Source organism: Microbacterium sp. (assembly GCF_041641055.1).
Lineage (GTDB): Bacteria > Actinomycetota > Actinomycetes > Actinomycetales > Microbacteriaceae > Microbacterium.
Genome location: NZ_JBEPZB010000007.1, coordinates 118239 through 132109 on the forward strand (window position 1 = coordinate 118239; position 13871 = coordinate 132109).

Below are 13871 nucleotides of genomic sequence, written 5' to 3' on the forward strand. Positions count from 1 at the left end.
CCCCGTCAGCTGCGGAAGAAGCCGACGCCCAGATCGGGGTGGTCGACGAAGACGCCGTCCACGCCCGTCCGGGCGATGACGCCCCACTCCGCCTCGTAATCGCCGTAGGCGTTCTTACCTCCGGGGCCGCGGTACTCCGCCGCGAGGAACGCGTTCTCGGGGCGACACGTCCAGGTGAACACCTGCAGCCCCCTCGCGTGCGCGTCCGGGACGATCGTGTTGCCGGGGTCGAGCAGCATCCGCTTGTTGACGCTGATTCCGTCGACCTGACCGACCAGCGCGTCGAGCCCCTGCGGGGTGACGGTCGCCTTGTAGGTGAGCGCCTGCTTGCCCTGCGCGACGAGCAGGTCGTACGGACGCCCGGACGCCTCGATCAGGTAGATGTACGAGGCCGAGATGCCGCGCGAGCGCAACTGCCCGAGGATCGTGGATTCGAAGCACTCGATGATCAGCGGCAGCTCGCCGTCAGCCCAGCCGGCAGCACGCAGCTCGCGTTCGATCAGCGGAGCGAGATCGAGGCCGATGCTCGCGAAATAGGTGGCGTGCTTGACCTCCAGCACCACCCCGATCTCGCGACCGTGCTCGACCGAGCCCTCGCGCACGATGTCCAGCACGTCGGTCAGACGCAGAATCGCCTGGGATCCGCTGAAGGTGGCGCTCGACAGGCGCACCTCCGGCAGGCGCTCGCGACTGCGCAGCGTGCTCAGCTCGTCCCACGTGAAGTCCTCGGTGAACCACCCGGTCAGCGCCTGGCCGTCCACGCGCTTGGTCGTCTTGCGGTCCGCGAACTCGGGATGGTCGGCGACGTCCGTGGTCCCCGAGATCTCGTTCTCGTGCCGCACGACGAGCACGCCGTCCTTGGTCGCGACGATGTCGGGCTCGACCGCATCCACCCCCATCGCGAGCGCGAGCTCGTACGACGATCGACTGTGTTCCGGACGGTAGCCGGGCGCACCGCGGTGCCCGATCACGAGAGGCGATTTCCTGGGCACGCTCTCAGCGTAGAACACCCTGATGAACCGCCCATCCGGGTATCGTTGAGGAAAGCGACCTACAACCCACTTTGGAGTGAGGCCCACATGAGCAACTTCGCCTTCAACAACCCGGCGTTCCAGCAGCAGGATCCGCGCAACGTCGCGACCTACCCGGGTGCCCCGCAGGGCGCTCAGGGTGCGCAGGCCGCGTCGTTCCAGCACGGCACGATGGATGCCGCCGCCAACGCGCAGCTGGAGGGCATGTACGCCGCTCCGCCCGCCGGCGCGATCGAGACCGACCGCATGTCGGTCGAGGACACCGTCTGGAAGACCGCCGGTCTCTTCGCCATCCTGCTCGTCACCGCCGCCGTCGGCTGGTTCCTGACCCTGGGTGGCGTCGCCGCTCCGGAGCAGAACCCCTACGACCGGTTCGAGCCGAACCTCCTCCCGTGGATCGTCGGCGCGCTCGGCGGCTTCGTCCTCGCGATGGTCATCTCCTTCACCTCGCGCAAGAAGGTCCGCCCCGCGCTGATCTTCGCGTACGCCGCGTTCGAGGGACTCTTCATCGGCGGCATCTCGGCGTTCTTCGAGGCGATCTGGCCCGGCATCGTCATGCAGGCGACGCTCGCCACCGTGTCGGTCGTCGGCGTGACGCTGGCGCTCTTCGCCAGCGGCAAGATCCGCGCATCCAAGAAGGCCACCAAGATCTTCATGATCGCGATGGTCGGCTACCTGGTGTTCTCGCTGCTGAACCTGGTGCTCATGTGGACGGGCGTCCTGCCGCAGGGTCAGGCCTTCGGTCTCTACAGCGCCGAGATCATGGGCATCCCGCTCGGCCTGATCATCGGCGTCCTCGTCGTCATCATGGCCGCTTACTCGCTGGTGCTCGACTTCGACCAGATCCAGCAGGGCGTCCGCAACGGCGCTCCCCGCAAGTACGGCTGGCTCGGCGCCTTCGGCATCATGGTCACGGTCGTGTGGCTCTACGTCGAGATCCTCCGCATCATCGCGATCGTCCGCGGCAACAACTGACGCGTACTCGCCTCACGAGGCCCGTCTCCCTGGGGAGGCGGGCCTCCTGCCATATCCGGACACCTCGGCGCAAGGGGTTGGCTGAGAACACGCTGAGAGGGCACCATGGATCTCACGAGCCCTGGCATCCCGGGGCTCACGATACAAAGGAGCTGAAACATGAGCTTTCTCGGATTCCTTCTTCTCGGCCTCATCGCCGGTGCCATCGCGAAGCTGATCCTTCCCGGCAAGCAGGGCGGCGGATGGTTCATCACCCTTCTGCTCGGCGTCGTCGGCGCCCTCCTCGGCGGATGGCTCGGCAGCCTGATCCTGAACCGTCCTCTCACGGAGTTCTGGGACCTGGGCACCTGGCTTCTCGCCATCGCAGGCTCGATCATCGTGCTGCTGATCTACGGCCTGGTCGCCAACCGCGGCACCAAGGCTCGCAGCTGATCTCCTAGCAGCACAGAACCGCCCTCTTCTCCAGCGATGCTGGCGAAGAGGGCGGTTCTCTGTCTACGGCGGGATGCTCAGCGCTCGGCGGCCTTGGCCTGCAGCAGCGCCCGCTCCCGATCGTTGCCCGCGAGCGCCGCCGCGGCCGCGAACTCGCCGCGGGCCTCCTCCTCCCGCCCGAGCCGCCGCAGCAGCTCCGCGCGGGTGGCCGGCAGCAGGTGGTACCCGGCGAGCGCGCCGGAGGATGCGAGCCGGTCGAGGATCTGCAGCGCGGATGCGGGACCCGTCGCCATCGCGACAGCAGCGGCGCGGTTGAGCTCGACGACCGGCGAGGGAGCGATGCGTCCCAGCGCCTCGTACAGCACGACGATGCGATCCCAGTCGGTCTCCTCGACCGACGGCGCGAGCGCGTGGCATTCGGCGATGGCCGCCTGCAGCCCGTAGGGACCGCGGCCGGATCCGAGGGTGTCGGCTGTGGCCAGTGCGGCGCGACCGCGGACGATGCGCGCACGATCCCAGCGCCGCCGGTCCTGATCCGCGAGCAGCACCGGTTCGCCGTGGGCGTCGACGCGGGCGGGGAATCGCGCGGCCGTCAGCTCCATCAGCGCGAGCAGGCTGTGCACGTCGCGCTCGCGCGGCATCAGCGCCACGAGGACCCGGGTGAGCCGGATGGCCTCGAGACTCAGCTCAGGGCGCATCCAGTCGGGTCCGCTGCTCGCCGCGTGCCCCTCGTTGAAGATCAGGTACAGCACCCCGAGGATGCCGCCCAGCCGCGACGAGTGCTCGTCCCTGCCCGGCATGTCGAAGGGCACGTGAGCGGCGGCCAGGGTCTTCTTCGCCCGCACGATGCGCTGCTGCACGGTCGCGGTGGGGACGAGGAACGCGCGGGCGATCTGCTCGCTCGACAGACCCGCCACGACCCTCAGTGTCAGCGCCACCTGCGCCTCGCGGGAGAGCACGGGGTGGCACGCGATGAAGATCAGCCGCAGCACGTCGTCGTCGACGGCATCGGGATCCCACGGGGGCGCATCCGCCGCCTCGGCCTGCTCGCGCTCGAGGTCATGGGCGAGCACGGCCATGCGGTCGTCGAGACGCTCCCGTCGCCGCCAGCCGTCGATCGCCTTGCGTTTCGCGACCGCGGTGAGCCAGGCCGCGCCGTTGCGGGGCACCCCGTCGACGGGCCACTGCTGCAGGGCATCCACCAGCGCCTCCTGAGCGAGGTCCTCGGCGAGGCCGAAATCCCCCACCACCCGGGTCAGCGTCGCGACGATCTTCGCCGACTCGATGCGCCACACGGCGGCGACGGCGCGCTCCGCAGCACCCGTGTCGGGTGCGGAGCGCGCCGTCTCGCTGAGGTGAGGGTCGGTCATGTCACTGCTGGGCGCGACGCGCCTCTTCCTCTTCGCGCCAGCCCTTCTCCTTCTCGATCCACTCGTTGTCGGCCGGGAAGTCGGATTCGTCGGTCACCCGGCGCACCTCGAGGAACGACCCCTTGCCGAGCGGCGCGCGGCTCGCCCACTCCGCCGCCTCCTCGCGGCTGGACACCTCGAGGATCCAGAAGCCGTTGAACAGCTCCTTGGTCTCGCCGTAGGGGCCGTCGGTGATGAGCGGGGTCTCGGCGCTGAAGTCGACGACGAAGCCCTCGGCCGCGTCGCTGAGCCCTTCGCCCGCAGCCAGCACGCCAGCCTTGATCATCGACTCGTTGTACTTGCCCATGGCCTCGATGACCTGCTCGAAGGGCATCTCCTTGTACGCCTCGACGGCCTCGTCGTTCGAGCGCATGATCAGCATGTACTTCATGGTGTTCTCCTTGGTCCTGGGATCGTCTCTCGACCCTCTCATTGAAGACGTCGAACGAGGATGCCGCAGATCGACATCATCGCTGAAGAATTCCGGAATCTTTTCCGACCAGGTCAGCCGAGCTCGTCGATCGCCGTGCGGATGGCATCCGCAGAGGCGCGGAGCAGCCCTGCCTCGTGCGCGCTCATCGGCGTCTCCCCGAGCGGGACGGCCCCGGCGGCACCGACGACGGACGGCACCGAGAGAGCGACGCCATGGATGCCGTACTCCCCGTCGAGGACGGTGGCGACAGGGAGCACCGCGCGCTCGTCGCGCAGCACCGCCTCGGCGATGCGGGCGCAGCTGACGCCGATCGCGAGGTTGGTGGCGCCCTTGCCGCGGATCACGGTGTACGCGGCATCCCGCACCTCGATCGCGATGCGGTCGAGCTCCTCCGCTGTGAACGGCTCATCGGCCGGCCAGTCGAGGATAGGCACGGACCCGATCGTGGCGTTCGACCAGAGCGGGAACTCGGTGTCCCCATGCTCGCCGACGATGTCGGCATGCACGCTGGCGGTGCTGACGTTCGCCCGATGAGCGAGCCTCCACCTCAGGCGGGAGGTGTCGAGCACGGTACCGGATCCGAACACCCGGTGCGACGGGAGACCCGAGACACGCTGAGCCACCACGGTCATGACGTCCGCGGGATTCGTGACGATGATGAACACCGCACCGGGTGCGCGCTCGACGAGCTGCGGCATCAGCCTCTCCAGCAGACGGGCGTTGACGCTCGAGAGCTCCATGCGCGTCTGCCCCGGCTGCTGCTTGGCGCCCGCCGTCACGACGATCACGTCGCTCCCCTCGACGACCGCGAGATCGGATCCGCCGCTCACGGCCGCCGAGGTGAACTGCGTGCCGTGCGCGAGGTCGAGGACCTCGGCATCCACCTTGTCCGTGGCGATGTCGTAGAGCGCGACCTCGGCCGCACTCCCCCGGATCAGGGCCGCGTACGCCACGCTCACCCCGACGCTTCCCGCACCGATCACCGTGATCTTCGTCCGCGCTCTGGTCATACGCTCATCCTGCCCGAAGATGCGCGAACGGGCACGGACCGAGATGGTCCGTGCCCGTTCGTCGTCACGCGGATGCGAGCGGAGCGCTCACTCCCACTCGATGGTCCCCGGCGGCTTCGAGGTCACGTCGAGCACGACGCGGTTGACGTCGCGGACGCCGTTGGTGATGCGGTTCGAGATCTTCGAGAGCACGTCGTAGGGCAGACGCGTCCAGTCGGCGGTCATGGCGTCTTCGCTCGACACCGGGCGCAGGACGATCGGATGTCCGTAGGTGCGGCCGTCGCCCTGCACGCCGACCGAGCGCACATCGGCGAGGAGAACGACCGGGCACTGCCAGATGTCCTGGTCGAGGCCCGCCTTGGTGAGTTCCTCGCGCGCGATCGCGTCGGCTTCACGGAGGATCTCGAGGCGGTCCTGCGTGACCTCGCCGATGATGCGGATGCCGAGACCGGGACCGGGGAACGGCTGGCGTCCGACGATCGCCTCGGGGATTCCGAGCTCGCGGCCGATCGCACGCACCTCGTCCTTGAACAGCGCGCGCAGCGGCTCGATGAGCTCGAAGTCGAGGTCATCGGGCAGTCCGCCCACGTTGTGGTGCGACTTGATGTTCGCGGTGCCCGCTCCGCCGCCCGACTCGACGACGTCGGGGTACAGCGTGCCCTGCACGAGGAACTTGACCGGGGCGCCGCCGGAGGCCTTGGCCTCGGCGACGAGGTCGAGCTGGACCTTCTCGAACGCGCGGATGAACTCGCGGCCGATGATCTTGCGCTTCTCCTCGGGGTCGGTGACGCCCTGGAGGTGGCCGAGGAAGACGTCTGCCGCGTCGACCGTGATCAGGCGGACGCCGGTGGACTCGACGTAGTCCTTCTCCACCTGCTCGCGCTCGCCCTTGCGGAGGAGGCCGTGGTCGACGAACACCGCGGTCAGCTGGTCGCCGATCGCCTTGTGCACGAGGGCCGTCGAGACCGCGGAGTCCACGCCGCCCGAGAGAGCGGAGATGACGCGAGCGTCACCGACCTGCTCGCGGATGCGCTCGACCTGCTCGGCGATCACGTTGTCGCTGTTCCAGTCGGAGGCGAGGCCCGCACCCTTGTGCAGGAAGTTCTCCAGCACCTGCTGGCCGTGGTCGGAGTGCTTGACCTCGGGATGCCACTGCACGCCGTAGAAGCCGCGCTCCTCGTTCGCGAAGGCCGCGACCTTCGTGGCATCCGTCGTAGCGAGCACGTCGAAGCCCTCTGGCGCCTTGGCGACCTGGTCGCCGTGGCTCATCCAGACGTTCTGCGCTGCCGGCTGGCCGCCGAGCAGCGTGCCGCCGTCGCCGGAGATGATTGCATCCGTCGCGCCGTACTCGCGGAGGCCGGTGTTCGCGACCTCGCCGCCGAGCGTCTGCGCCATGTACTGGAAGCCGTAGCAGATGCCGAGCGTGGGGACGCCGAGGTCGAAGACCGCAGGGTCGAGACGCGGAGCCCCCTCTTCGTAGACCGAGGACGGCCCGCCGGAGAGGATGATCGCTACCGGGTTCTTCTCGGCGATCTCGGCCGCCGTGGCGGTGTGCGGCACGATCTCGCTGTAGACGCCGGCCTCTCGCACTCGACGGGCGATCAGCTGCGCGTACTGCGCGCCGAAGTCGACGACGAGCGCTGGACGCTGCTGGGTCTCGGACTGTTCGGTCACCGGACACCTTCCGTGGCAGGGGCGGAGGCCTCGGCGGCCTCCCTCGAAGCGAGGTAGGCCCTGACGTCGCGAGCGACGATGGCCTCCATGAAGAACGACAGCAGCGGGATGACGCCGCCGAGGGCGAGCAGGATGAAGCGCAGGAACGGCCAGCGCATCAGGCTCCACATCCGGAAGCACGCGAAGAGGTACACGACGTAGAACCAGCCGTGCGCGACCAGGATCGAGAGCGAGATGTTGAGTCCGTCACCGGTCGATTCGAGCCCCTCAGGCCCCTCGACGACGGGCGCGAACCAGAGCAGACCCCCGGAGCCTCCCGCGAAGAGCTCGAGTCGGATCGGCGTGTACTTCAGCACCATCTCGGCGACCAGGAGGAGCAGCATGACTCCGGTGATGATCGACGCGACCTGGTAGAACTTCAGCGCACCACGGATCGCCGGAAAGCTGGCGACTTTCGGTTCGGGCATGCCACCAGTCTAGCCGGGGTGGATCCGCGCCGATTCCGGCCTCACGCCGCCGGGGGCCGCGCCACCAGGAGCTCGCCGTCGCCCGTCACGTCGAGCGCTCCGGCGGAGTCCGGCACGAGCAGCGTGGAGCCCGCCGGGTGGTTCTTCCCGTCCACGGCGGCCTCGCCCGCACTCACGATCACGACCGAGAAGCCTCGATCGACGGTCGCTGCTCCGCGCACGGGAACCCGCTCGAGGCGGAAGTACTCGTCCGCGGCCGCGGGAAGGGCAGCACCGGATCCGGGAGCGGTGGAGACGAGTGCGGCGAGGTCGGCGGCCGATCGTGCGGTCATGGTGACCGCGGCGAGCGCCCTGTCGAAACCGAGGCCGAGATGGCCGACCGCCGCGCCGTCGATCGCGAAGTCTCCCCACTCGAGAAGGATCGACAGGTCTTCGGGCTGCTGCAGCTCGAGCAGCAGCACGCCGGCGCCGATCGCGTGCAGCTCGCCGGGGGGCACCCAGACCACGTCTCCCGCGGCGACGTCGACCTCGTGCAGCAGACCGAGCAGCGTGGTGGCGTCCTGACGCTCGACGAGCGCGGCGAGATCGGCGGCCTCGACGTCCTGCCGCAGGCCGATGTGGACAGTGCCGCCCTGCAGGATGTACCAGGCCTCGGCCTTGCCGTGCGCTCGCCCGAGGTGCGTCGCCGCGAAGTCGTCGTGCGGATGCGCATGCACGGGGAGCCGCTGCCCGGCGTCCAGCAGCTTCACGAGCAGGCGCGTGTCCGCGCCCCACCGTGCGACGTGATCCTCTCCCAGCCAGGCGACCGGGTCCTGCTCGATCGCATCCCGCAGGACCCGCCCGTCGGGCAGAGTGGTGAGACCGACGTCCGGCTCGCCGTGGACCGTGGTGGTCGAGGCGATCCAGTCCTCGGGCTCGCGCGGGGCGGAGCCGAGTGCGCCTCGGAAGGCGCTGATGCGTGCGCCGCCTCGGTAGAAACGCTCAGCCGGCCGGTTGGAGGGCAGCAGGATGGGGTTCATGCGTTCTCCTTCGATCGCACGGCTCCGGCGATGAAGCCTCCGACGAACGTGTCGCCGAGGCCGACGGTGGTGGGGGACGCGACATCGAGGGAGAACGCCCCGACACCCGCGGTGTCCGCGAGGGCGGCCTCGACGGCCGCGACCAGGGCGCCCCCTCCTCCGTGTCTGCCCATCGCGGAGGTCTCCTCGACGTCGGCCGCGGTCAGCGCATCGCCGACGCGGTAGCGTGTCGCCGCCACCCGGACGGCGCTCTCGAGCGCCGCGCGGTGCTGCCCGGCATCCGGCCCGATGGCGATCGCCCAATAGCGGGTGTGCACGACCAGGGTGCGCGCGGGGATGATCATGTGAGCCTCGCGGAGCGCCCGGATCACGTCGACGGCGTCGAGCAGGTTCACCGACCGGCCGAGGTACTCCTGCAGCTCGTCCTCGTTCATGCCGTACACGTCGATGTGCGGCAGAAGTCGCGCACGGACGGTCTCGGCGAAGCGCCGCGAATAGAACCCCGCGTCCTCGTAGTAGACGAGGGCATCGGTCGGCAGGGAGCGCAGCGCGCGCTGGATCTCGGCGAGACGGAGCTCGAGCAGGTCGTGATCCTGCATCGTGTTGAAGCCGGACACGAGGAACACCTCCGCGTCCTCGAGCGTCGAGGCGAGATCGGACGCCAGCAGCATCCTCCTGTTCGGCGGATCGTTCGCGAAGATCAGTCGGTTCGGAGCCGGCGCGAGGAGGTCGCCGTCGACCAGTCGCACATGCGCGCCCACCGGATACTGCACGATCAGGTGCGGATCGAGCGTGTCCTCGGTGGCGGAGCAGATGTGCGAGAGGGAGGCGGGCAGCAGCCGGCGGACGTTGTCGTCGATGCTCACCAGATGCTGCACGCTGGGGATGCCGAGCGCATGCAGCACCAGCCCCGCTCGCACCCCGGTGCCACCGAGCGTGATCTCGTAGTCGAAATGCGACACGAAGTCCTCGATCACCTCCGAGGACGCGACGAACCGCTCCGCCCCGGTGCCGGAGGCCACGAACGCGAGCACCGCCACCAGCAAGGAGCGTTCATCGGTGATCGGCGCCGTGGTGGTGAGCTCGTGCCGACGCACTCCATGCGCGTGCGCCAGCCTGTCGAACACCGCCGAATCCCACTTCAGCTCATAGTCGACGGTGCCGCCGAGTCCGAGAACGAGAGTTCTGTCCACGTCGCCGATCATCCTTCCGAGATCCGGATTCAGTACAGCGACGCCTTGCCGTCCGCACCGAACAGCTCGATCTTCTCAGCAGCGGTGGCCTTCATGGCCTCGAGTGCCGCCGGCTGGATCGCGTTCGGCTCACGCAGACGCTGATCGGTGCCGAGGATCTCGCGCATCCGGTTGTGGTACGAGACCTTGATGTCGCTCGAGATGTTGATCTTGTTCACGCCCAGCTCGACCGCGCGGCGGAGTTCCGCATCCGGGTTGGACGAGCCGCCGTGCAGCACCAGCGGGATGCCGATCGCAGCCTTGATCTCCTCCAGCAGATCATGGCGCAGCTCGGGGTTCCGGTCGCTCGGGTACAGGCCGTGCGAAGTGCCGATCGCGATGGCGAGGCTGTCGACTCCGGTCTCCTCGACGAAGCGGACGGCATCCTGGGGGTTGGTGTAGATGATCTCCGCCGCCCCCGACTCGCCGTAGCTGTCGTTCGCGCCGATCGTGCCCAGTTCGCCCTCGACCTGAATCCCCACGGCGTGGGCGGCGTCGACCACTTTGCGCGTGAGCGCGACGTTCTCGTCGAACGGCAGGAGGGAGGCGTCGATCATGACCGAGGTGAAGCCCGCCTTGATCGCCGAGATGATCTGCTCGTAGCTGCCGCCGTGGTCCCAGTGGATCGCGACCGGGACGCTCGACCGGTGCGCGCGGGCGTGCATCGCGGGGATGAGGTCCGTCGTGATGTGCGACACCTCGTCGGGGTGGATCGCGATGATGACCGGAGCGGCCTTCTCCTCGCTGATGTCCATGATGCCGTTGAACATCGCCCAGTCGCTGATGTTGAACGCCGGGATGGCGAAGTTGTTCTCGTTGGCGACATCGAGGATGGATTTGCCGGTGTAGAGCACGTGATTTCTCCTGTTTCGTGGTGGTCGTGTGTCAGCGTGGCGCGGGTCAGCTCTTCACGGAGCCGGCCGTGAGACCGCTGATGAAATAGCGCTGGAAGAAGAGGAAGAGGATCAGCACGGGAATGGACCCGAGCACGCTCATCGCCATGATCTGGTTCCACTCGTACGAGTGCTGTCCCATGAGCAGCTGGATGCCGATGGGCACCGTGCGCATGTCGATGGTGCGGGTCAGCGTCAGCGCGAACAGGTACTCGTTCCACGCGATCATGAAGGTGTAGATGCCGACGGACACGATGCCGGGGATCGAGATCGGCACGAGGATCCGCCACAGGGCGGTCATGGATCCAGCGCCGTCGACGCGCACGGCCTCGTCGAGCTCCTTCGGGAGCGTGTTGAAGTAGCCGGTCATCATGATGATCGCGTAGGGCAGCGTGAACACCATGTAGGTGAGGATCAGCCCGAGGTACGAGTTGTAGAGCCCGAGGGCCACCATGAGCCCGAAGTACGGGATCAGGAGGGTGATCGGGGGCACGGCCTGCACGCTCACGATCACGACGTTCAGGATGCGCTTGCCCCGGAAGTCGAACCGGCTGAACGCGTACGCCGCCTGGATCGCGACGAGCAGGGTCAGTATCGTCACCGCACCGGCCACGATGTAGCTGTTCAGGAAGAACCGCATCGTCTCGGGGTTGGTGAAGATCGCGATGTACGCATCGAACGAGAACGTGTCGGTCACCAGGCGAGGGGGCAGCTCGAAGATCTGCGTGTTCGACTTGAACGAGCTCGACAGCATCCACAGCACAGGCCCTGCGGCGAACACGGCGCCGAGGATCAGCCCGATCATGACGCCGGTCTTCGCGACGCGGCGCTGGTTCTGAACGGTGAGAGCCATGATCAGTCCCTCGCTTTCTGGTGACGGACGTAGAAGACGGCGAGCACCATCGACATGAGCAGGACCAGCACGGCGGAGGTGGCCGCCAGCGAGAAGTCGTACTTCGCGAACGCGAGCTTGTAGGTGAAGGTGCTGAGCACCTCGGTCACGTCGATCGGTCCGCCGCCGGTGGTCATCCAGATCAGGGCGAACTGCTGGGACGTCCAGATCAGGTCGAGCAGCACTAGGCTGACGATGATGGGGCGCAGCTGCGGGATCGTCACGTTCCAGAAGCGCTGCACGGCGCCCGCGCCGTCGACGGTCGCCGCCTCGTTCAGCTCGTTCGGGATGCCCTGGAGGCCTGCCAGCAGACTCACCATGAAGAACGGATATCCGGCCCAGATGTTGATGAAGATGATGGTGCCGAGCGCGAGCTGCGGCGACGCGAGCCACTCGATGTCGGTGTTGAGCAGGAAGTTGACGACACCGTTGGGGGCGAGGAGCATGCGCCAGAGGACGGCGATCACGGCGACCGTGAAGAGCCACGGCAGGACGTAGAGCGCCCGGAAGAACGATCGGGAGAACCGCCCGAGCAGCGGACTGTTGAGCATCATGGCGAAGGCCAGACCGAGGACCAGGTGCGCCACCACGCTCGTCACCGTGAAGAGGATGGTGTTGCCCGTCGCCTTCCAGAAGCGGGGGTCGGACAGGATCTCCACGTAGTTGGCGATCCCGACGAACTCGGGCGACTTGTTCAGGATGACGTTGTCCTGGAAGGAGTACCCGATCACCATGACGATCGGCACGATCATCAGCACGAACAGCAGGATGATCGTGGGCGAGAGGAAGGCGTACGACTCGGTCGTCTTGCGCAGCTGCCGCCGGCGACGCGACAGCGGTACTCCGGTGACGATCACCTCGGTGTCGTCGGACGTTCTCAGACTCATGGGAAGCGGGGCTCCTTGGTTGGTCGGGTGCCGCATCGCATCGGGAGCGATGCGGCACCCCGTTCATTCGGGAAGCGAGAGATCAGAACTCCGCTGTCCAGGCCTCCTGCGCCTTCTTGAGCGCGTCATCGACCGACTGCTGCCCGTCGAACGCCGACTGCAGCTGCTCTCCGAGCTGACGCATCAGCTCCTCAGCCACCGGGAGCCCGGTGAACTCGTTCGCCGGGTAGCCCGCCTGGTAGATCTCGAACGCCTTCTTGAACAGCTCGTCGTCCTCGACGAATCCGGGAACCGACTTCGAGTTGCCGGGGAAGGCGTTCGCCATCGTGGAGAGCTCGGAGTTCGTCTCCTCGCTCATGAGGAACTCCACCAGCTTGAACGCGGCCTCCTTGTGCTCCGAGTTCTCGGCCACGCCGATGCCCCAGGATGCATAGGGGATGCCTCGTTCGCCGTCGTAGCCGTCTTCGGCAGGAAGCGCCGAGATCGAGAACTTCAGGTCGGGGTTGGTCTCGCGGATCAGGTTGATGTGCGCGAGCGAGTCGATCATCATTCCCACGCGACCGTTGGTGAACTCCTCGACCTTGTCCTGCTCCTTCATGGTGAAGGAACCGGAGGCGATCGAGCCGTCGTCCCACATGCCGCCGATGAAGTCGACGGCCGAGGTCACATCGTCGTTCGTCAGGTCGGGCTGGCCGTCCTTGAGCATCGACCCTCCGGACGCCCACACCCACGACATGACGTCGTTCTGCACGCCGTTCGGCGCTTCGAGCGAGAGCGGGAGGACCCAGCCCGAGACGTCGCCGCCGAGGGCCGAGACCTTCGATGCCGCGTCGGCGAACTCCGTGCGCGTGGCCGGCGGGGCGGTGACGCCCGCATCCGCCAGAAGCGTGTCGTTGGTGAACATCGGGTAGACGAAGTTCACCACCGGGATCATGTACGTGCTGCCGTCGACCTGGATCTGGCTGGCCAGCTCGCCGTCGTCGTAGTCGTACTCCTTCATCAGCGCCGTCAGGTCGGCGATCACGCCCTGGGATGCGAAGTCGTTCACCCAGGCGCCGTCGAGACCGACGACGTCGGGCATGGTGCCGGAGGCCGCGCCGGCGAACAGCTGCTCCTTGGTGGAGGCGTACGGCCCGCTCACGAGCTTGACCGTGATCTCCGGGTTCGCATCCTCGAACTCGTCGATGAGCGCTCGGAACTCACCGTCGGGAAGCTCGGGCTCCCACCACTGGGCGAACTCGATGGTGACGTCGCCGCCATCCCCGCCCTCGGATCCGCTGTCTCCTGCCGCACATCCCGCCACGGCCAGGACCGTCGCGGCTGCCGTCGCTGCACCGGCGAGCCTCAGAATGCGTCGCCCACGCCTCACTGTGATCATCACTTCTCCTCTTCGAGATCGTGCCGCAATCGCGCTTCAGTGCTTGTTCATGCGGTTTTGAGCAATGTTATGCCGTAGTTTGCGAGATCGTCAAGCTATTTTCTGCGAGAGTCCACACTTGTAACTACAGATTTCACGA

General features: G+C 67.4%; 14 protein-coding genes. 2 read left to right on the plus strand and 12 right to left on the minus strand.

Annotated features, from left to right (window positions below; translation table 11 throughout):
• Window positions 1-5: 5 nt before the first annotated feature.
• Window positions 6-992, minus strand: a complete 987-nt coding sequence (locus tag ACESK8_RS06755; RefSeq protein WP_372967875.1) for a glycerophosphodiester phosphodiesterase family protein — start codon at window positions 990-992, stop codon at window positions 6-8.
• 87 nt (window positions 993-1079) lie between these two features.
• Between ACESK8_RS06755 and ACESK8_RS06760 the strand changes: the two genes are divergently transcribed.
• Both ACESK8_RS06760 and ACESK8_RS06765 read left to right on the plus strand, forming a co-directional pair.
• Window positions 1080-2006 carry a Bax inhibitor-1/YccA family protein gene (locus tag ACESK8_RS06760; protein WP_060927023.1) on the plus strand — a complete coding sequence of 309 codons (927 nt, stop codon included), beginning with the start codon at window positions 1080-1082 and terminating at the stop codon, window positions 2004-2006.
• A 159-nt stretch (window positions 2007-2165) separates the two neighbouring features.
• Entirely contained in the window at window positions 2166-2438 is a 273-nt protein-coding gene (locus ACESK8_RS06765; protein ID WP_372967876.1) for a GlsB/YeaQ/YmgE family stress response membrane protein, read from the plus strand.
• 77 nt (window positions 2439-2515) lie between these two features.
• On the opposite strand, the gene ACESK8_RS06770 is transcribed toward ACESK8_RS06765, so the two are convergent.
• The 11 genes from ACESK8_RS06770 to ACESK8_RS06820 form a co-directional block, all read right to left on the minus strand.
• Window positions 2516-3808 (minus strand): RNA polymerase sigma factor, encoded by a 1293-nt coding sequence (locus ACESK8_RS06770; protein WP_372967877.1) that lies wholly within the window; start codon window positions 3806-3808, stop codon window positions 2516-2518.
• A gap of 1 nt (window position 3809) precedes the next feature.
• On the minus strand, window positions 3810-4238 hold the full coding sequence (locus tag ACESK8_RS06775; protein WP_372967878.1) for a YciI family protein: 429 nt from the start codon (window positions 4236-4238) through the stop codon (window positions 3810-3812).
• Window positions 4239-4351: 113 nt separating this feature from the next.
• Window positions 4352-5290, minus strand: a complete 939-nt coding sequence (locus ACESK8_RS06780; protein WP_372967879.1) for an L-lactate dehydrogenase — start codon at window positions 5288-5290, stop codon at window positions 4352-4354.
• An 87-nt stretch (window positions 5291-5377) separates the two neighbouring features.
• Entirely contained in the window at window positions 5378-6964 is a 1587-nt protein-coding gene (guaA, locus tag ACESK8_RS06785; RefSeq protein ID WP_372967880.1) for a glutamine-hydrolyzing GMP synthase, read from the minus strand.
• Window positions 6961-7431, minus strand: coding sequence for a DUF3817 domain-containing protein (locus ACESK8_RS06790; protein ID WP_372967881.1), 471 nt, complete (start codon window positions 7429-7431; stop codon window positions 6961-6963). The genes guaA and ACESK8_RS06790 overlap by 4 nt, the downstream gene beginning before the upstream one ends.
• 41 nt (window positions 7432-7472) lie before the next feature.
• On the minus strand, window positions 7473-8450 hold the full coding sequence (locus tag ACESK8_RS06795) for a class I mannose-6-phosphate isomerase (protein ID WP_372967882.1): 978 nt from the start codon (window positions 8448-8450) through the stop codon (window positions 7473-7475).
• Window positions 8447-9643, minus strand: a complete 1197-nt coding sequence (locus ACESK8_RS06800; RefSeq protein WP_372967883.1) for an ADP-dependent glucokinase/phosphofructokinase — start codon at window positions 9641-9643, stop codon at window positions 8447-8449. The genes ACESK8_RS06795 and ACESK8_RS06800 overlap by 4 nt, the downstream gene beginning before the upstream one ends.
• Window positions 9644-9672: 29 nt before the next feature.
• Window positions 9673-10536, minus strand: coding sequence for a ketose-bisphosphate aldolase (locus ACESK8_RS06805; RefSeq protein ID WP_372967884.1), 864 nt, complete (start codon window positions 10534-10536; stop codon window positions 9673-9675).
• A 46-nt stretch (window positions 10537-10582) separates the two neighbouring features.
• Complete coding sequence (locus ACESK8_RS06810) at window positions 10583-11428, minus strand: carbohydrate ABC transporter permease (protein WP_372967885.1); 846 nt, start codon at window positions 11426-11428, stop codon at window positions 10583-10585.
• A gap of 2 nt (window positions 11429-11430) precedes the next feature.
• On the minus strand, window positions 11431-12354 hold the full coding sequence (locus ACESK8_RS06815) for a carbohydrate ABC transporter permease (protein WP_060927032.1): 924 nt from the start codon (window positions 12352-12354) through the stop codon (window positions 11431-11433).
• Between the two features lie 82 nt (window positions 12355-12436).
• A complete protein-coding gene (locus ACESK8_RS06820) occupies window positions 12437-13732 on the minus strand; it encodes a sugar ABC transporter substrate-binding protein (RefSeq protein WP_372967886.1) in 1296 nt (431 codons plus the stop codon).
• Between the last annotated feature and the right edge of the window lie 139 nt (window positions 13733-13871).

Excerpts from the sequence above, each read along its gene's own strand:
- ACESK8_RS06760 (WP_060927023.1), top strand. The coding sequence starts at position 1,080 with ATGAGCAACTTCGCCTTCAACAACCCGGCGTTCCAGCAGCAGGATCCG.
- ACESK8_RS06765 (WP_372967876.1), top strand. The coding sequence starts at position 2,166 with ATGAGCTTTCTCGGATTCCTTCTTCTCGGCCTCATCGCCGGTGCCATC.
- ACESK8_RS06770 (WP_372967877.1), bottom strand. The coding sequence starts at position 3,808 with ATGACCGACCCTCACCTCAGCGAGACGGCGCGCTCCGCACCCGACACG.
- ACESK8_RS06775 (WP_372967878.1), bottom strand. The coding sequence starts at position 4,238 with ATGAAGTACATGCTGATCATGCGCTCGAACGACGAGGCCGTCGAGGCG.
- ACESK8_RS06780 (WP_372967879.1), bottom strand. The coding sequence starts at position 5,290 with ATGACCAGAGCGCGGACGAAGATCACGGTGATCGGTGCGGGAAGCGTC.
- ACESK8_RS06790 (WP_372967881.1), bottom strand. The coding sequence starts at position 7,431 with ATGCCCGAACCGAAAGTCGCCAGCTTTCCGGCGATCCGTGGTGCGCTG.
- ACESK8_RS06795 (WP_372967882.1), bottom strand. The coding sequence starts at position 8,450 with ATGAACCCCATCCTGCTGCCCTCCAACCGGCCGGCTGAGCGTTTCTAC.
- ACESK8_RS06810 (WP_372967885.1), bottom strand. The coding sequence starts at position 11,428 with ATGGCTCTCACCGTTCAGAACCAGCGCCGCGTCGCGAAGACCGGCGTC.
- ACESK8_RS06815 (WP_060927032.1), bottom strand. The coding sequence starts at position 12,354 with ATGAGTCTGAGAACGTCCGACGACACCGAGGTGATCGTCACCGGAGTA.
- ACESK8_RS06820 (WP_372967886.1), bottom strand. The coding sequence starts at position 13,732 with ATGATCACAGTGAGGCGTGGGCGACGCATTCTGAGGCTCGCCGGTGCA.